At 62.0% G+C, this 17,129-nt stretch carries 16 protein-coding genes; 11 read left to right on the top strand and 5 right to left on the bottom strand.

All coding sequences use genetic code 11. The annotated features are described in order from the left end of the window. The first annotated feature begins 74 nt into the window (after nucleotides 1-74). From IF690_RS04425 to IF690_RS04415, 3 genes are all read left to right on the top strand, one after another. The gene (locus IF690_RS04425; protein WP_202698988.1) at nucleotides 75-1,745 is read left to right on the top strand and encodes a ShlB/FhaC/HecB family hemolysin secretion/activation protein; all 1,671 of its coding nucleotides are present in this window, start codon (nucleotides 75-77) and stop codon (nucleotides 1,743-1,745) included. Nucleotides 1,746-2,138: 393 nt separating this feature from the next. Beyond that, complete coding sequence (locus IF690_RS04420) at nucleotides 2,139-2,624, top strand: Hcp family type VI secretion system effector (protein ID WP_202698987.1); 486 nt, start codon at nucleotides 2,139-2,141, stop codon at nucleotides 2,622-2,624. Beyond that, nucleotides 2,621-3,334, top strand: a complete 714-nt coding sequence (locus tag IF690_RS04415; protein ID WP_202698986.1) for a DUF4225 domain-containing protein — start codon at nucleotides 2,621-2,623, stop codon at nucleotides 3,332-3,334. The genes IF690_RS04420 and IF690_RS04415 overlap by 4 nt, the downstream gene beginning before the upstream one ends. 571 nt (nucleotides 3,335-3,905) lie before the next feature. Here the strand turns inward: IF690_RS04415 and IF690_RS04410 are convergent. Further along, complete coding sequence (locus IF690_RS04410; RefSeq protein ID WP_202698985.1) at nucleotides 3,906-4,319, bottom strand: response regulator; 414 nt, start codon at nucleotides 4,317-4,319, stop codon at nucleotides 3,906-3,908. A gap of 63 nt (nucleotides 4,320-4,382) precedes the next feature. Further along, nucleotides 4,383-4,616: a Flp family type IVb pilin gene (locus IF690_RS04405; RefSeq protein ID WP_202698984.1), complete on the bottom strand. Its 234-nt coding sequence runs from the start codon at nucleotides 4,614-4,616 to the stop codon at nucleotides 4,383-4,385. 325 nt (nucleotides 4,617-4,941) lie between these two features. Here IF690_RS04405 and cpaB point away from each other — a divergent pair, with 325 nt between their 5' ends. The 6 genes from cpaB to IF690_RS04375 are packed head-to-tail and all read left to right on the top strand — an operon-like array spanning nucleotide 4,942 to nucleotide 10,318. Next, nucleotides 4,942-5,880 carry a Flp pilus assembly protein CpaB gene (gene cpaB / locus IF690_RS04400; RefSeq protein WP_202698983.1) on the top strand — a complete coding sequence of 313 codons (939 nt, stop codon included), beginning with the start codon at nucleotides 4,942-4,944 and terminating at the stop codon, nucleotides 5,878-5,880. 20 nt (nucleotides 5,881-5,900) lie between these two features. After that, nucleotides 5,901-6,068, top strand: a complete 168-nt coding sequence (locus IF690_RS04395) for a hypothetical protein (RefSeq protein WP_202698982.1) — start codon at nucleotides 5,901-5,903, stop codon at nucleotides 6,066-6,068. After that, nucleotides 6,065-7,255 (top strand): CpaE/TadZ family protein, encoded by a 1,191-nt coding sequence (locus IF690_RS04390; RefSeq protein WP_202698981.1) that lies wholly within the window; start codon nucleotides 6,065-6,067, stop codon nucleotides 7,253-7,255. Before IF690_RS04395 ends, IF690_RS04390 begins: the two co-directional genes overlap by 4 nt. Further along, nucleotides 7,252-8,526 carry a TadA family conjugal transfer-associated ATPase gene (locus IF690_RS04385; RefSeq protein WP_202698980.1) on the top strand — a complete coding sequence of 425 codons (1,275 nt, stop codon included), beginning with the start codon at nucleotides 7,252-7,254 and terminating at the stop codon, nucleotides 8,524-8,526. Before IF690_RS04390 ends, IF690_RS04385 begins: the two co-directional genes overlap by 4 nt. An 18-nt stretch (nucleotides 8,527-8,544) precedes the next feature. Continuing rightward, on the top strand, nucleotides 8,545-9,429 hold the full coding sequence (locus IF690_RS04380; protein WP_202698979.1) for a type II secretion system F family protein: 885 nt from the start codon (nucleotides 8,545-8,547) through the stop codon (nucleotides 9,427-9,429). 1 nt (nucleotide 9,430) lies between these two features. Continuing rightward, nucleotides 9,431-10,318 (top strand): type II secretion system F family protein, encoded by an 888-nt coding sequence (locus tag IF690_RS04375; RefSeq protein WP_202698978.1) that lies wholly within the window; start codon nucleotides 9,431-9,433, stop codon nucleotides 10,316-10,318. Between the two features lie 102 nt (nucleotides 10,319-10,420). On the opposite strand, the gene IF690_RS04370 is transcribed toward IF690_RS04375, so the two are convergent. Together IF690_RS04370 and IF690_RS04365 are read right to left on the bottom strand one after the other, a co-directional pair. Then, nucleotides 10,421-11,212, bottom strand: a complete 792-nt coding sequence (locus IF690_RS04370; RefSeq protein WP_202698977.1) for a response regulator transcription factor — start codon at nucleotides 11,210-11,212, stop codon at nucleotides 10,421-10,423. 123 nt (nucleotides 11,213-11,335) lie between these two features. Next, complete coding sequence (locus IF690_RS04365; RefSeq protein WP_202698976.1) at nucleotides 11,336-11,806, bottom strand: prepilin peptidase; 471 nt, start codon at nucleotides 11,804-11,806, stop codon at nucleotides 11,336-11,338. Between the two features lie 75 nt (nucleotides 11,807-11,881). Between IF690_RS04365 and IF690_RS04360 the strand changes: the two genes are divergently transcribed. Continuing rightward, nucleotides 11,882-12,328 carry a TadE/TadG family type IV pilus assembly protein gene (locus IF690_RS04360; RefSeq protein WP_202698975.1) on the top strand — a complete coding sequence of 149 codons (447 nt, stop codon included), beginning with the start codon at nucleotides 11,882-11,884 and terminating at the stop codon, nucleotides 12,326-12,328. Then, a complete protein-coding gene (locus tag IF690_RS04355) occupies nucleotides 12,325-15,093 on the top strand; it encodes a PAS domain-containing sensor histidine kinase (protein ID WP_202698974.1) in 2,769 nt (922 codons plus the stop codon). The genes IF690_RS04360 and IF690_RS04355 overlap by 4 nt, the downstream gene beginning before the upstream one ends. On the opposite strand, the gene IF690_RS04350 is transcribed toward IF690_RS04355, so the two are convergent. Then, nucleotides 15,078-17,006, bottom strand: a complete 1,929-nt coding sequence (locus tag IF690_RS04350; protein ID WP_202698973.1) for a TadG family pilus assembly protein — start codon at nucleotides 17,004-17,006, stop codon at nucleotides 15,078-15,080. The genes IF690_RS04355 and IF690_RS04350 overlap by 16 nt on opposite strands. Between the last annotated feature and the right edge of the window lie 123 nt (nucleotides 17,007-17,129).

Genomic DNA, 17,129 nt, shown 5'->3' with positions numbered 1-17,129 from the left:
AAGGCCAAGACCCTGACAAGCGCCGCCGACTGAAGTACCTCTCGCGTTGCTGCGACTTGACCATGGAGTGTCCTATGCGCGCTTTGGCTCCCTTGCTGTTAGTCTCCCTTTGCTCATACGTCCACGCCGAAAACCTTCCCAGCTTTCTCAATAGCAACGAAACCATCCGCAACCTGCCGGTGCCCAACCTGCCGGCCGACGCCTATCGCCCCACGACCCCGGTGCCCAAGCTGGCGCCGCCCATGGAACCCCAGGCCCAGCCCCTGATGATGGGCACCACGGTCAACGTCAGCACCGTGCAGATCGAAGGTGGCACCCTCTATCCGCTGAACGAGCTGGCGGAGATCTACAAGCCGCTGATCGGCCATGCAAGCACCCTGGCGCAACTGATCGAGGCCACCCGGGCAATCACCCGCCGCTACCAGCAGGACGGCTACCTGTTGTCCTATGCGTTCCTGCCGCAACAGAGCTTCGAGCAGGGCACCGTGCGCGTGGTCCTGGTGGAAGGCTACATCAAGGACTATCAATTGCAGGGCGATATCGGCCCGGTCTCGGCCTACCTCGACAAACTGGTGGCAAAACTCAAGGCCGAACGGCCGCTGACCCGCAAGACCTTCGAGCACTACACCACCCTGATGAGCCGCATTCCCGGGGTCACCCTGCAAGCCCAGGTGCCGCCACCGGGCACCACCGACGGCGCGGCCTACCTGATTGCCCAGGCCAGCCGCAAACCCTTCACCAGCAGCCTCAGCACCACCGACGACAACCGCAATGGCCTGCAAGCCCTGCTGGCGCTCAGCAGCAACTCGCAGACCTCCATGGGCGAGCAGGTAACCCTCAGCGGCCTGTTCCCGCCGGGGGACGATCATGAGCACTACTACCGCCTGGACTACAACCAGTTTCTCAATGACGAAGGCACCCAACTGAGCCTGTACGGCACACGCTACCGCGCCGACCCGGGGACCAATGTGCGGCTCACCAACGGCCTCGAACTCAAGCCCCACCGAGAGAACGATCGCTACTCCATAGGCTTGAGCCACCCGGTCATCGCGTCGCCCAACGAGCTGCTGATCCTGGGTTCGCGCCTGTACGCGGTCAACGACAAGACCCGCTATCAAGTGGTGGGTTATCCGCAGAGCGTCGAACTGAAAACCGACGTTCGCGCCCTGGCCTTCGAGGGCGATTGGCGCAAGGCCAATGCACGACAACTGAGGATTCTCAGTGCCGGGGTGTACCAGGGGCTGGACGCCCTGGGCGCCAAGACCAACAACGACCTGTATGACCTGGACTTCTTCCGCGTGCGCCTGTCCGGCGTGCAGAGCGACAAGTTCTTCGACAACTGGCAAGGGGTGATGTCGGCGGCCCTGTACTGGAGCCGCGACAACCTGCCCGACAGCGAGCGCGCGGTGTTCGGCGGACAGAACTTCGGCCGCGGTTACCCCGACGACCAAGCCTCCGGCGACAAGGGTTGGGGCGTGGCCTACGAGGTGAACTACAGCTTCAATCGCGAAGACCGCTGGTTGCGAATCCTCCAGCCGTACGTGGTGCTGGATCGCTCGCGCACCTGGTTCAACGAGCTGCCGGTCAAGGGCAACAGCCTGTCATCGGCCGCCGTCGGCCTGCGCTTTGGCGACGCCAAGTACTACAACATCTCCCTCGAAGCGGCCAAGCCGATGTCCGATGAAGCGCTGGACACCCACAACCGGCGCCCGCGCTACACCCTGAGTTTCAGCTACCAACTGTAAGAAACCCCTCAAGACAAACGAAAACGACCCGCTCGAAAGCGGGTCGTCTTGTTCCGGCGAGCATCAGAAGTCGTAGCGCACCTTGGCGGTGAAGGTGTCGGCAGAGAAGTCGGTCTTGGTCAGGTAGTTGTACGAACCGCCCAGGCTCCAGGCACCGATACGATAGGTCGCGCCCAGGCTCGTTTCGTAGCTGTCGCGTACCGACGATGCAACGCTGGTGGTAACGGTGTTGAGTTGGCTACTTGCTGAGCACCTGGCCGGTGATGGTCGACTGATAGAGGTCCAGGCCCACGACGCCGCTCATAGACTTGTATAGATTTTCAGAATTGCCCTACAACACACCTGCCCTTCCCTGCAATAGGATTGCTCGGCTGACTAAAAGGAGTGTCACGTATGGCTAACCACGGTTACATGACCATCACCGGCAAGACGCAAGGACTCATTTCTGCAGGTTGTTCAACCCAAGACTCTATCGGTAATAAGTGTCAGGCAGGACATACCGACGAAATCATGGTGCTCTCTTACAGTCACAATATGATTAATATCGAAAACATTAATAAACCAACACATAGCCCAGTCACAATAACCAAAAATGTTGACAAGTCCTCGCCGCTCATCGCTCAAGCACTTTCAAGCAGAGAGGAAATAAACTGCATCATCAACTTTTACCGAGTATCGTCTTTGGGCATGCAGGAAAAATTCTACTCCGTTTCGATCAGTGGTGGAGTCATTGCCGATCTGACACTTGAAATGCCCCACGCTCTATTGCAGAACGATGCTGAACCGCAAGAACATGTCGCCATTCGTTATAGGGAAATCACCTGGACCCACCACTCTGCTGGGACCAGTGGACACAGTACGTGGGGAAACAACGAGTGAGGCCAATAGATGACAATTGCCAACCCAGCCGTTGCGATTATTGGCTGGTCAGTGACGCCGCTAGAAAACTAGGAAGCCAGGCCAGCACATTAGGCGCTAGGCACATCAAAGACGCTACTCTACGCTTGCAATTCAACCGCGAAGTTGCTTATTACGCAAAAAGTATTGTTAATGACGTTGCACAGGGTAAAAAAAGCCTTGAGCAAGGCCTGGAGGATATAAAAAACGAACAGAGCAGTTTGCTGAGTCAGTCATGGGAGGTCGCCAAAAAAGGGGCAGGCACAATTGCAGGGGCAATGCAAATTGTAACAGGCGCAGGGATATGCTTCGGCTCAGCCGGCACACTGTGTCTCGTGGCCGGCGTGCCGATCATGGCCCATGGAGCCAATAATGTTTATGAAAATGGGCGCAACCTCTTAGAGGATCGTACGGATACAGAGGGCCCAATCAGGAAGGGGTATCAAGCAGCAGCAAAATCCATTGGTTACGGAGAACGCGAAGGGAATATAGCCTATGGGGTAACCGATCTAGGGCTGTCTGTACATGCTCTTAGTCAATATGTATTAAAACCAGATGCTTGGCGCTTGTTCAGGTATGTCAAAGCAGACTATGTGCGATCCTACAAAGGCATGGGGGCTAGCGCTATGGGCTTTGAAATATATACCGATTTCCAAACAGGAAAGCAGGTATACCAAGAGACTGAAAAATGATTTTATGGGTATTCCCTGTATTGGCCGCCTGTGGCATCTTTGTTGCCTACCTCTTAAAGATACGTCTATCTGGCAGCAACTTAAATCATGCCAAACTCTATTCCTGCCTAATATTTAATGGATTATTTGTTGTGCCTTATATGGACATTCTTCAAAACAATGACTTTCTATTTCTGGGTCATCGACCGGAGATAGTTTCAGAATACCCACTCATTGGCTGGATTGCTTTTATCTGCATTTTTATACATCTATTTGCACTCCCTGCTAAACGGGACGTTAAATGGTGGTTTTCACGAAAGTAAACTCACATCGAGTCGTTCCCCATCCAAGAGGATGTTTCAAAGGCACATCCTGGTTATTCCCACAGGTCATCGGTTGGTTTATGCAGTGACCGCAGAAACGCAGACGACAAGTTTCGGCAGGCGCACCGGTGTCTTTCAGGCAGCCCTGCCGGCTTCTCCGCAAAGCGCCGGAACAAGTGGTGGGGAATGCAGAAAAGCCATCATTATGGCTTCATCAAGAAGTCAAACCGGCGGCACCAAGAATAGAGCATGGGAAAGAGCGGGAAGACTCAGGGCTTGACCAGATGAACGTACGGCTGCGGGAACAGGGTGTTCAGGGTTTCCAGCAGGCGCACGTGGTAGATGGGTTTGCGGAACAGGTCCAGCACTTGAAGGCGCAACAGGTCGCTGACGTCATCCATGTCGGCATGGCCCGAGGTGACGATCACCGGCAGGTGCTGGCGGGATGTGTGATCGCGCAGTCGCCTGATCAGCGACAGGCCACTCTCCTCCGGCATGCGCAGGTCGGTGATGACCAGCGCGATGTCCGGGTGTTGAGTGAGATGGGCCAGGGCGAGCTTGACCGAGGTCGCGGTGAAGCAACAGAAGCCTTCACCCTCCAGCAACTCGGCCAGCTCGAGCAGCACGTCCTCTTCATCATCCACGAGAAGAAGCTGCTGGCGTGGTGAAGAAGAGGAGCTCATGGGCAATACCTGAAAGTGACTGCGTACTGATACGCCTCGATAAAACCTTGAGGACCGGTATTACTAGCCGCCACCACTAGGAGCAGTGGTAGTGCTGCCCTCCAATGCCGCTTGCAGAGTCTCGAAGGTACCGGAGATAGCCTCCGATATGCCAGGTACAAATGTCGAGATGGCCACGGCCACCATGCCGGCGATAAGTGCGTATTCGATCCCTGACGCCCCCTCGTTGTTCTTGAGCAAACGCAGGAGCCGGGAGGCCTGAAGGGTGATCCATTGGGTGGCGAGAATGAAGAACATCTGGTTTCTCCTCAATGCACCGAGTGTTGCAGCGTTGCAACATGACTCCCATGTGCCACCACAGCATTGTCAACAAACCTCCAGCCAACAACTGTAAGAACGAATTAATCATTAAGTATTAGTTCGTCTCCCTGGCGTCAAAAAAAATGCGACATCGGACAGGGCACGGATGAGCCAAGTTATTTTTTCCGGCAGTAATGGCGTTTTGCAGCAGCTGTTCTACCTTCCAAATAGCGAAATAGTTGCATGTTCATAGCTGCCTGATTGCGAAATTGGCTCGTTGGAATCTGCGAGTCGGTAATGCGGCAGGAAAGGGAGAGCCGTCATGAACAGTCGTATCACCATGGGGTTGGCTGGAGTGTTTCTGGTGGGGGCCCTCATTGCCGGTTACTGGGGGGTGGCATTGAGTCGTCGGCCCGCAGCGGAGCCTGTAGCGCAGCCTTCCCCCGCCATCGTGCAAACCGTCACGGCTTCCGCCGAAGATGCGACACGCCAGCCCGTCGTGGTGCTGGTCCGCGACATACCTCCGTTCGTTCCCATCAAGGCCGGCGATGTCACGCTGGAGCGGCTGCGCACCGCCCCCGCCGGCAGCCTCAAAAGCCTCGATCAGGTCATCGGACGCACCCCCTGGCGGGCGCTGCCGGCGGGGACCTGGCTGAGCGAGGAAAGCTTCGAAGCCGGCGGTAGCGTGGCCCGCATGATCCGTCCCGATGAGCGCGCCCTGGCGGTCGCGGTAGACGAAGTCATCGGCGCCAGCGGGCAACTGAGCCCTGGCGACTACGTCGATGTGCTGCTGTTCCTGCGCCAGGACAGCAACAACCTGTTGCCCTCGGCCCAGGTCGTGGTGCCGGCCCTGCGGGTGCTTGGCATTGGCGAGCAATTGGGCCTGACCAACGATGGCAAGCCGGGGTCGCCACCCACCAGTGCCGAGGAAAAACTCAAGCAGGACCAGCGTCGCCTGAACGCGCGCAGCGTGTTGCTGGCCGTCCCGGAACCCTTGCTGAGCCGCTTGATGCTCGCCGCCCAAGCCGGCGTGCTGCGCCTGGCGGTACGTAGCGCCGACGAGAAACGCCTGGCGCATTACTGGGCGGGCGAAAAAAGCGCGTCGAAGCATCTGCAAAACCTCGACAGGTCCTTGATCCAGTTCAACCAGCTGGCCCTGTCCACACCCCGTCCCGCCACCGGCAGAACGTTCGACGCCACAGCGCGTCGCGCCCAGATAGAAGTCATACGCGGCATCGAAGCGAGTCAACAAACCCCCTGATCATGCAAGGACACCTCCTCATGCCCAATGATTCCAAGCCCCCGTTCAAAGGCCTGATCCGGGCCCTGATGTCGAGCGGTGTGCCTGTCGAGGGCGACGTCCCACCACGCAACCACGACCCGGACGGGCACCGCCCGTACTCCCTGGAAAACCGCAACTTCAATAAATGCAGTGGGCTATCGCAATGAGTCAGAACCTGAGCCAGACCTTCCTCGCGATCACCCGCAACGGCACCGACCTGGAATGGCTGCAAGGCGCCCTGGCGCCACTCGGGCAGGTGGTCAGCGCGGGCAGCGGCAGCCTCGACGAGTTGCTGGCGCTGGTGGATGTGACGTTCGCCAGCCTGGTCTTCGTCGGCCTCGATCGCGAGCATGTGGTCACCCAGTCGGCGTTGATCGAGGGCGCGCTGGAGGCCAAGCCGATGCTGGCCATCGTCGCCCTGGGCGACGGCATGGACAACCAACTGGTACTCAATGCCATGCGCGCCGGGGCTCGTGATTTCGTGGCCTACGGCTCGCGCTCCAGCGAGGTGGCCGGCCTGGTACGGCGCCTGAGCAAACGCCTGCCCCAGGTCACGCCAAGCACCCAGCTCGGCGGCCTGACCGTGCTCTACGGCACCCAGAGCGATGCCGATGGCGCGCTGCTCGCCAGCCATCTGGCGCTGGTGGTGCAGAAGAGCGGCCAGCAGACCCTGTTGCTCGACCTGGGCCTGCCGCGCGGCGACAGCCTGGCGCTGCTGGGGCTGGAAAGCTCGTTCCACTTCGGCGATGCCTTGCGCCATCTGCGGCGCCTGGATGCAACCCTGATCGACAGTGCCTTCACCAGCACCGAAGCCGGGCTGCGGATCCTGGCCTACGCCGGCCATGACGAGCCGCTGGAGCGCACCAGCGCCGCCGAGTTGTACATGCTGCTCAGCGCCCTGCGCCAGCATTTCCAGCACATCGTGGTGAACCTCACCGGACAACCGGACAGCGAAGCCCTGCGCACTTTCGTCGGCCATTGCGACAAGTTGCTCTGGTACACCGACCAGAGCGTGCTCGACTGCCGCCGCAACCTTGCGGTGCTCAACCTCTGGCGCGAAAAAGGCATGAAGCTGGAACACGCGTGCCTATTGGTCGACCGCTACCTGCGCGGGGTCGCTCCGGATGCGCAAACCCTGGGCAAGACCTTTGCCCTGGAAGCGATCGCGGTCCTGGCCTATAGCCCCGAGGTGCGTCTCAACGCGAAAAACCAGGGCGTCACGCTGTTCGAACTGGCCCCTCGCGAAGGCCTCACCCAAGCCCTGAAAACCCTCGGCGAGCGCCTGGCCAGACGCTCCCAAGGGCTGCCCGCGGCGAAGCCCGGCTGGTTCGAGCGCCTCAGGGGAAGTCGATGAGCAGAGAAAAACTTTTCGGCGCCCAGTCCCACAGCCCGGTCGGCAACACCGATCACGAGGGCCTGAAACTGGTGCTGCATCGCTACGTCATCGACGCCATCGAAGAGTCGGGAAAAAACCTGCTGGAAGGTTCGCGCCAGGCACTGGCGCGCTTCATTACCGACAAGGTGGCCGAGTACATCTCCCGCCTGCACCTGGCGATTTCCCGCTATGAAATGGAGCGCCTGGCCGAAGAACTGGTGGACGAACTCACCGGTTTCGGCCCATTGGAAGTCTTGCTGCGCGATCCGGCGGTGACCGAGATCCTGGTCAACGGCCCGCACCGGGTGTTCGTCGAGCGCGATGGCGTGCTGCACCAGAGCGACCTGCGTTTCATCGACGCGCACCATGTGGAGCGGGTCATGCAACGCATCCTCGCGCCCCTGGGCCGACGCCTCGACGAGTCCTCGCCCATGGTCGATGCGCGGATGCCCGACGGTAGCCGGGTCAACGCCATCATCCCGCCGATCGCCCTCGACGGCCCTTGCCTGTCGATCCGCAAATTCCGCAAGGACATGCTCAAGAGCAGCGACCTGATGGCCATGCAGACCATCGACCAGGCGATCTTAGAATTTGTCCAGGAGGCCGTGGGCAAGCGTTGCAACATCCTGATCAGCGGCGGCACCGGCACCGGCAAGACCACCCTGCTGAATATCCTCAGCCAGTTGATCGACCCTCACGAACGCCTGGTGACCATCGAGGACGTGGCCGAACTGCAACTGGGCCACCCCCATGTGGTGCGCCTGGAAACCCGTCCGCCGAACGCCGAAGGGCACGGCGAGGTCAAGGCCAGCGACCTGATCCGCAACGCCCTGCGCATGCGTCCGGACCGGATCATCCTCGGCGAGATCCGTGGCGTCGAAGTGCTCGATGTACTGACGGCGATGAACACCGGCCACGATGGTTCCATGAGCACCGTGCACGCCAACAATGCCCAGGATGCCCTGCTGCGCCTGGAAACCCTGGTGGGCCTGACCGGTCGCCAGGTGGCCGAACGCACCCTGCGGCAGATGATCTGCGCGGCCCTGGACGTGGTGATTCAACTGACGCGCCTGCCCGATGGCCGGCGCTGCGTCAGCGAGGTGGTGGAAGTGGTCGGCGTACGCGAGAACATCTACGTCACCAACACCCTGTTCCGTCTGAACCGTCGTAGCGGTTTCGGCTTTCTGCGCGAAGCGGCCAACCCCGCTGGCGACAAGCTGCGACGCGACGCCGACCTGCCCGTCAACTGAGCCAGGGAGCACCATCGCATGCTAGGTCCCGTGCTGCTTGCCGTCCTGTGCCTGACCTTGCTGGGGCTGTCGGGCTGGATGTTCTACCGCGGCCTGCGCCAGGCCCGCACCGCCCGGGTGCTCGACCGCCTGGCCCAGGGGCAACCGCAATCGAACGTGGAAAAGACCTCCTGGAATCGTCTCGAAAGGGCCTTTCTGCGCGCGGGCCTCGGTCGTCCCACCGAACGCCTGGGGCTATGGTTGGCGGTCTGGGGCGCGGGCTGCATGCTCGGGTATGGACTGGGCAAGTGGCCGGGGTTGCTCGCCCTGCTCGTCGCACCGCCCCTGCTGCTGCGCCTGTACATCAGTTGGCTGTACCGGCGGCGCCTCAAGCGCATGATCGAACAGCTGCCGCCATTGCTCGACCATGCCGTGCGCAGCCTCAAGTCGGGACGCACCCTGGCCGACGCGGTGCTGGGCGGCATCGAGGCTGCCGACAATCCATTGAAGCACGCCATGGGCCGGGTCCAGCGCAACGTGCTGCTGGGGGTCAACCTGCCGGATGCAGTGGCGGACTTCGCCGAACTGTACGAGCGCGATGAACTGCGCCTGCTCGCCCTCGGGCTCAAGGTCAATCACCGCTATGGCGGCAATGCCAGCGAGCTGCTGGAAAACCTGATCAAGCTGATCCGCGAACGCGACCAGGCCGCCCGGCAGCTGCGCGCGATGACCGGCGAAACCCGCATCACCGCGATGGTCCTCGCTGCCCTGCCGGTATCATTGGCCGGCTATTTCCTGATCGCCAACCCGACCTACCTGATGAGTATGTGGAACCAGAGTTCAGGCCAGATGATGCTGCTGGCCGCCTTCGGTTTGCAGGTCGTCGGTTGCGCGCTGCTCTGGCGCATGCTGCGGAGTGTTTGACATGACGGCCTTGCTGATCAGTGCCCTGTTGTTTCTCGCCGCCATGCTGCTGATGCTGGGCAGCTTGCTGGAACAGCGCCGGCGAACTCGCCAGGTGACCGAACGCCTGCAGGGACACCTGGCGCGCCACAACCCACTCGGCAACTGGCTGCACGTGCTGGGCGACAGCAAGGTCGGCCAGCACGCGATCAGGCTCGACAACGAAACCCAATTGCTGCTCAACCGCCTGGGCTGGCGCAGCACGCAGCAACGCTCGCTGTTCGCCGCCTGCCAGATCGGCGTACCGATTCTCGCCCTGGGCCTGACCCTGGTGATCCAGGGAGTGTTTTTCCCGGCGGTAAAAAACCACTGGATCGCTCCGGTATTCGCCCTGAGCATCGGCTACCTGTTGCCCAAGCGTCTGTTGGCCATGGCCGCCGGCAGGCGGCAGAAACAACTGGCGGTCGATATCTCGACCTTCATTCCCCTGGTGCGCATCCTGTTCGAGTCGGGCATGGCGGTGGAACAGGCCCTGCGGGTGTTGAGCAAGGACGCACAGAAGCTGCTGCCGGCCCTGACCCAGGAGCTGCGCCTGGTGCTGGCCCGGGTGGACTCCGGCCTGGAACTGGGAGAAGAACTGAACAAGTCCGCGCGGCTGCTGGCCGTCGATGAGTTCACCGATACCTGCGTGATCCTTCAACAACTGATCCACCAGGGTGGCGGGGCGATGAAGTCGTTGCAGTCGCTCAAGCTGCTGCTCGATGACCGGCGCCTGACGCGCCTGCAGGAATACATCTCGAAGATGTCCGCGAAAATGTCCGCCGTGATGATGCTGTTTCTCTTCCCGGCGTTACTGATCGTCCTGGCCGGACCTGGCGCCAGCGCCATTGCCCGGGCTTTCGCCCAATAGATAAAAGGAAAGACGCAGCGGCTCACACCGAATGGTAAACGCCGACATGCAGGGCGCAGCAAGCCCTCGGGGCTACCGGGGTTTGCTGCGCGTCGGGAGGGGTCAGTGCGCGGTCACGTGCTGGCGCAACCCCGAGTTGCTGGGGGCCAGCGCCAACGCCAGTTGGGTGCGGTTGTGCATATGGGTCAGGCGCAGTACCTGGGACACGTAGAGCTTCACGGTGTTTTCCGTGATCCCCAGTTCACAGGCAATCTGGTAGTTGGTCTGCCCCTTGCCTACCAGGCGGGCCACATCCAGTTGCCGGGGCGACAGCTGATTGAAGATCGCCGGGATTTCGCTCTGTTTCCCCTCGCCGCTGCCCTTGTCCGATGCCTGCGGCGCCGGTGGTGCGAGTGGCGCGCGACGTACTTTGTCCAGGTCCTGGTAAAGGTCGTCGATGGATTCGGAAAGGAACTGCAGCTTCTGGTTCAGATGCCCCAGTTGCAGGCTTTTCTGCCGTTCCTGCAAGGTCGCCTCCTGGCGTTGCAGGCCGGCCAGCAGCTCATCGAGGTCGATCGGTTTCTGGTAGTAGTCGGCGATGCCGGCGCGCAAGGCCTTGATCACATCCTGCTTGTCGGCCTGGCCGGTGAGCATGATGGCTTCGAAGACCCGATGCTTGCCGGCGATACGCTGCAGTTCCTGCACCAACTGGATGCCATCGAGATCGGGCATGTGCAGGTCGCACAGCACCAGGCCGATTTCGGCATCTTCATTGAACTGCTGGATCGCCTGACGGCTGGACTCACAAGGGACGCAGCGATAACCGCTGCCTTCAAGAAACTCGCAAAGTTCTTCGACTATCAGCGACTGGTCGTCGACCACGAGTACTTTGATGCGGGATACAAGCTTGTTCACGCGCAACTCCATGCCTGGCAAGCCCAAGACGAATGCTCCTGCCCTGCCGCGTCCACTTCGGGCAGGTACAGAATAAACGTAGACTACTTTGCGACTATGTACATAGCGATAGATGGCACAAGACTAGCGGGTCCACAACAGGGTCAGGGCCATGCCGACAAGGACAAAAGGGGCAAAGGCGTACTTTTGCCCCTGCCGCGGATCGAGGTGGCGCAAGGGTCTTGCCAGCGGTTGGTCGACAGCAGGCAGCAGCCTGGGAGCGAGCAGCCACCACAGGCCGCTGGCCAACGCGGCACCGATGAAGCTACCCAACAGGTGCAGAGGGTCGGACGCCAGCCCCAGGGCTGCCAGGAGCTTCACGTCACCACCGCCCATTCGGCCCAGCACGTAGCCTGGCACGGTCAGCAGCAACGCCAGCAACAGCGCCCTGCCCCCTTCCACCGCGTCGGCGCCCAGCCAGGTGTTGCCGGCCCATAGCAAGTAACCCAACGCCAGCAGCGCGCCCCCCAGGGTCAAGCCGTTGCCGAGATGACGCTGGCGGATATCCTGCACCGCACACAGCCCCAGCCAAGCCAATAAAATCCAATGCTGCATCGGTTAAAAAACATCCCTTCTGGCTGAATGATCCTATGCTGAAATCACCTACTAGCAGTCAGGGTAGACGCCTCCATGAAAGTGAACCTGCCTGGAAAACAAAAAGGTGCCGTGGCCATCGAATTCGCCATGGTCTTCATCATTTTTTTCGCCGTGTTTTATGGCCTGGTCAGCTACAGCGTGCCGCTGTTGATGGTGCAGTCCTTCAACAAGGCCACTGCCGAAGCGGTGCGACGCAGCGTCGCCCTGGACCCTGCCACGCCCGGCTATGACGCCGCCCTGATAACACGCGCGAGGGACACCTTGCGTGAGCAACTGACCTGGATTCCGCAGGCCTTCGGCTTCGACGCCAACAGCGCCAGCGATGCCAGCGTGACTTACGTGGGCGGCCTGCTCACGGTCCGTGTCCACTACTCCACCGACAAGCTCAGGCAGGTCATCCCCTTCCTGGTGCTGCCGGGCATGGGCAGCGTGCCCGCCCTGCCTGCGAACCTCAGCGCCCAGTCGAGTCTGCAATTTTGAGCTCGGGCGACAAACTCCTCGGGCGTTTTCTCGGCCGGACGCCCGCCCAGGCGCTTCCTCCCACGCTGCCCCTGGCCACGCCCGGGGTCGGCCTGCTGGTGCACCTGGACCACAACGCCCAGGTGCTGCAAATGACCGGCCCGCTGCGCCACGCCCTGGCCCAGCCGCCGTCCGCCAAGGGGCCGGCGCCGCTGCTGGATTACCTGCTGGCGCACAGTGCGCTGAGTGCCGAAGGCAGCCCTGGCGACTGGCAGGGGCACATGCTCGACCTGGACTTCCATGGCGCTGGCGGACAAACCCTGCACCTGCGCGGCTGGGTGCAACCGTCCCCCCAAGGCTGGCTCCTGCACCTGCTGGATATCGGCGACCTGTTGCTGGAGCGCCAGCAGGCGCAGCAACGCCAGGACTGCCAGCAGTTCGCCGCGCAGATCAACGAACAGCTGCGCCTGTGCAGCCTCTTCCGCCTGCCCGAGGTGCTGCATGAACAACTCCATGCCCTGGCCCAGCACTGGCATATCCCCTGCCTCGCCCTGGCACTGCTCGACGACCAGGAACAGGGCTGGTACATCCATGGCCTGTATCAGGCCCCCGATGCACCGCAGCTGTGGCACAAGGGCCAGGTCCTGGGCACCGGGCTGGACAGCCTGAACGGCAATGCCCCGCAGTCGCTGACCTTCACTCAAGGCCTGGGCGACTATCCGCGCCTGCAACGTGCGTTCGGCAACAGCGAAGGCTTTGTCGTGCCCTTTCGCGACGATCACGGCGTCGCGGCCTGGCTGCTCTGCGGTTTCTACCCGGTACGCCAGCAGGCACCGCAGTTGAGCGAACGGGACTGGCTGCAATTGAGCGCCGCCCTGGCCGGGCCCTTGCTCGGGCGCTTGCGCGAACAACAGCACCATCACCAACTGGAGCGCCTGGAAGCCTTGCAAGGTTTGCTCGGCACCGGCTGGTGGGAGCTGCTCCCGCAGGACAACGAGATCCAGCTGGCGCCGCAGCTGGCCCTCAACCTGCTGCTGGAACCCCAGACCCGGCGCTTGTCGCTGCCGGCCTGGCTGGCCCTGATCCACCCCGCCGATCGCCAGGAACTGAGCAGCCGCCTGCAAGAGTTGCGTCAGGGCAAACCCCTGCTGCTCTGCGTACGGTTGCAACGGGCCGACCCGCAGTCGCCGGCCCTCTGGTACCGCCTGCAGGGGCAGGCCCTGGGCATTGGCCAGAACCAGCGTTTTGTCGGTTTCATGCTGGACATCAGCGACATCAAGAACCAGGAACAGCAGGCGGCCGCGGCCCACGCCCGGCTGGACAACCTGATCGCCCATTCGCCGGCGGTGATCTATGTCCAGTGCTATGTCGAGGGCGCGCTGCAGCCGACATTTTTCAGCGACAGCCTGCAGCCGTTGCTCGGCTGGAGCCTGAACGACTGCAACGACGGCGCCCTGGCGGAACGGGTGCATGCCGATGACCGCGACCGCTATTTCGAGCGCAACCGGCAACTGCTGCGCGAAGGCGCGGTGCGCAGCCGCTACCGCCTGCTCGACAGCCGTGGCGAATACCACTGGGTGCTCGACGAGGCCAGGCTGCTGCGCGACGACCTGGGCATGCCGGTCGAGGCCGTCGGCCTATGGCTGGACGTCACCGACGCCACCCTGGCCGCCGAGCAGATACGACTCAGCGAAGAGCGCTACCGGATCCTGGTGGAAGACTCCCCGGCGATGATCTGCCGCTACCTGCCCGACCTGACCCTGACCTTCGGCAACCGGCCCCTGGCGACCTACCTGGAATGCCCGCCCGAACAACTGGCCGGGGCCAACCTCGGTGACTGGCTGTCCGCCGAACAACACGCCGCCTTCGTGCAACGCATCCGCCAGCTGACCCCGGAATTTCCGGTCAGCACCGCGGAAATCAACCTGCAACTGCCGGGGCGCGAACATGCCTGGTGGGTCTGGTCCGACCGTGGGGTGTTCGACGCGCAAGGGCGCCTGCGGGAGATCCAGGCCGTGGGCCGCGACAACACCGAAGTCCGCCGCTCCCAGCTGCAACTCATGCAAAGCGCGAAGATGGCCACCCTGGGTGAAATGGCCACCGGGCTGGCCCATGAAATCAACCAGCCGCTGAATGTCATGCGCATGGCCATCGTCAACGTGCTCAAGCGCCTGAACAACGGCGACGTGCAGCTCGACTACCTGCAGGACAAGCTCAAGCGCATCGATGCCCAGGTCCAGCGGGCCGGCCGGGTGGTGGACCATATGCGGGTATTTGGCCGCAGCTCGGAGATCGAGCAACAACCTTTCGACCCGGCCCAGGCGGTGGAAGGCTGCCTGTCGCTGCTGGCCGATGGCATGCGCGGCAAGGGCGTTGAATTGCGTATCGCGCCAATCGACTTCAACGTGCAGGTCCGGGGCCATGTCGATCAGCTTGAGCAAGTATTGATCAACCTGCTGGTCAATGCCCGGGACGCGCTGCTCGGCCGGCGCGAGCAGGATCCGGACCTGCGGCCGTGGATCGCGATACGCGCCGAACATGACGCGCAGCAGGTGCGGCTGCTGGTCGAAGACAATGCTGGGGGCATCGACCCACGCCTGCTGGGGCGCATCTTCGAACCCTTCTTTACCACCAAGCCGGTCGGCGTGGGCACCGGGCTCGGGCTCTCGGTGAGCTACGGCATAGTCGAGAACATGGGCGGGCGCCTGAGCGTCAGCAACACCGACGAAGGCGCGTGTTTCTGCATCGAACTGCCACTGGTACAGCGCGATCAGATCACCAGGTAAGCCCGGCCGGCCTGGCCGCAGCTGAGGTTGGCGCCCACCTCGACCCGGCCCAGATCGACGCCCAGTACCGCCAGGACATTGTTCAGCAGCGGATCCAGCAGGGGGCCGAGCAAGGCGCCGATAGCCGTGGCCAGCAAGCCGACCACGCCGTTCAACGCCGACAGCAGGGTATTGAGCACCACGCCGAGCAGGTTGCCGATGGTGGGCGGATGCTGAATCAGCGAGATGCCGGTCAGCGACGCACGCAGGCTGCCGACCACATTGGACGCGGTCACGCTGTGCCAATCGTCGTCCGCCAGTTCCTGCTTCATTTTCGGTGGATTGACGAAGGTGAAATTCGGCTCGTGGGTGGCGGCGATCGAGGTGTCGATCATCAACTCGCTACCGCCCCCGGCAAACGGGGTACGTGCCCCGCAAGGACCCAGCAGCCCCTGGCAGGTCTTCGCTCCGATATCCACCAGCGGCAACGGGCTCACGCTGACCTGAGCGGTCGAAGACAGCCAGTTGCTCGCGTCCACCCGACCGACCTTGAGCTTGACCGCGGAGGTGGTGGTGTCGACGGACAGGCTGTTGTCGCTGTCACTGACACAGGTATAGCCGGTGACATGACTGTCGCCGGCCGCCACCTCAAGGCTGATATCCAGGTTCGCGCCGTCCGGCAGGATCAGCAGGTCGGTCTTTACGCAGGAGCCGCCGAGTACACAATTGAGATCGAGGCTCAGCACTGTATTGAGCGTACCCACCACCGGCGACAGCAGCGCATTCACCGCCTGCAGCACGTTATTGATCAGCGAGAGATCCACTGTCAGCAACGCACGCACCTGGGCGGTTCGCACATAGATGCGATTGGGCCCCAGCGGGTCGGCGGCGGCCAGTTCCGGGTCGCCTATCGCAAACTCGGGGGGCGACACGATCTTGACCCGGGTGGTGACGCCCGCCAGCCCCAACACACTCACCGGCAGCTCGACGGCCGCGGCGCTCTGGCTGCTGGCCAACTGCAAGAACGCCTCGACCAGGCTCAGCAGTTGGACGTTGGCATCCAGCCCGGAGTCCGCGGTGCCGGTCTGCAACTTCAACAGGTCACCCAGTTTCACCGGGACCGTATTGATCGCAGCGGCCTTGATGCTGCCCAGGGCCGTCAGGACCTCGAGGGTGGCGCCATTTCTCTGGGCCACGCTGATGGCGGTCTGGAGCAGTTGGGTAATGTCGGTGTCGACGTCGAGCAGTTCGCTGTAGTTTCCGGCACTCACATCAAGGTCGATGGCCAGTTGCTTCAGGTAACTCAACAGGTTGATGTCGGCATCGACCAGGCCTTGCCAACCGAGCAGGCTGACATTGACCGCGCTACCCGCGAGGCCGCTGAGGGTCTGGTTCAACAGGTTGAGATCGAGCAATGTGCTGCGAATCGTCAATTGCGCCAGCGGCGGCTTGGGTTGGGCGGCTACCGCCGTGGCACTCAACGTAGTGGTAGCACTGAGGGGGTTGTCGGAGAACAGATTGGCAATACCAACGGCGATACTGGTGCGCACCGAAGCATCACTGACGACCACCCGGATGGCGCTGGCCTGGCTGGCATTGGGGCTGAAGGTGCGCAGGTTGTCGGCGCCGGTCTGCAGCGAGCCGCAGGTGGCGGTCAGCGGTCTGTTCTCTCCCACCACAAAGCCATTGCGCGCCGCGCTTTCTCTTGCGAATACCGCCGCGCTGCCCCCCGCCAGGCAATTTCCGCCCCGCGCCACCGCCTCCAGCGCCGCGTTATCGGCCACCCGCTGCAACTTTCGCTGTTCCAGGTAGAGGCTTGCGCTGTCGACCACCACCAGCGTGCACAACACTGCCGTGCTCAGCGCCAGCGCCCCTATCAGACCAATAGCGCCACGCTGCCGAGCCGGTCCGGAAAACTGCGTGCGGGGAAACATCGAGCACTCCTTTGCCGGCGCACCGCCGGGCGCAACCTCCGCTGGGTGAAAGGAGTGTAGTCAAGGCTGGAGCACAGCGCTGGCGATCTGCCAGTGCTGTGTTTGGGAAGTGGGCCGTATCGG

The organism is Pseudomonas sp. SK3(2021), from assembly GCF_016772375.1.
GTDB lineage: Bacteria > Pseudomonadota > Gammaproteobacteria > Pseudomonadales > Pseudomonadaceae > Aquipseudomonas > Aquipseudomonas chlororaphis_I.
Note: the sequence above shows the minus strand (reverse complement) of the source record. Positions and strands in the feature narration are given on the sequence as shown.

Excerpts from the sequence above, each read along its gene's own strand:
- IF690_RS04380 (WP_202698979.1), top strand. The coding sequence starts at position 8,545 with ATGCTAGGTCCCGTGCTGCTTGCCGTCCTGTGCCTGACCTTGCTGGGG.
- IF690_RS04365 (WP_202698976.1), bottom strand. The coding sequence starts at position 11,806 with ATGCAGCATTGGATTTTATTGGCTTGGCTGGGGCTGTGTGCGGTGCAG.
- IF690_RS04350 (WP_202698973.1), bottom strand. The coding sequence starts at position 17,006 with ATGTTTCCCCGCACGCAGTTTTCCGGACCGGCTCGGCAGCGTGGCGCT.
- IF690_RS04420 (WP_202698987.1), top strand. The coding sequence starts at position 2,139 with ATGGCTAACCACGGTTACATGACCATCACCGGCAAGACGCAAGGACTC.
- IF690_RS04425 (WP_202698988.1), top strand. The coding sequence starts at position 75 with ATGCGCGCTTTGGCTCCCTTGCTGTTAGTCTCCCTTTGCTCATACGTC.
- IF690_RS04385 (WP_202698980.1), top strand. The coding sequence starts at position 7,252 with ATGAGCAGAGAAAAACTTTTCGGCGCCCAGTCCCACAGCCCGGTCGGC.
- IF690_RS04390 (WP_202698981.1), top strand. The coding sequence starts at position 6,065 with ATGAGTCAGAACCTGAGCCAGACCTTCCTCGCGATCACCCGCAACGGC.
- cpaB (WP_202698983.1), top strand. The coding sequence starts at position 4,942 with ATGAACAGTCGTATCACCATGGGGTTGGCTGGAGTGTTTCTGGTGGGG.
- IF690_RS04360 (WP_202698975.1), top strand. The coding sequence starts at position 11,882 with ATGAAAGTGAACCTGCCTGGAAAACAAAAAGGTGCCGTGGCCATCGAA.
- IF690_RS04410 (WP_202698985.1), bottom strand. The coding sequence starts at position 4,319 with ATGAGCTCCTCTTCTTCACCACGCCAGCAGCTTCTTCTCGTGGATGAT.
- IF690_RS04405 (WP_202698984.1), bottom strand. The coding sequence starts at position 4,616 with ATGTTCTTCATTCTCGCCACCCAATGGATCACCCTTCAGGCCTCCCGG.
- IF690_RS04375 (WP_202698978.1), top strand. The coding sequence starts at position 9,431 with ATGACGGCCTTGCTGATCAGTGCCCTGTTGTTTCTCGCCGCCATGCTG.
- IF690_RS04395 (WP_202698982.1), top strand. The coding sequence starts at position 5,901 with ATGCCCAATGATTCCAAGCCCCCGTTCAAAGGCCTGATCCGGGCCCTG.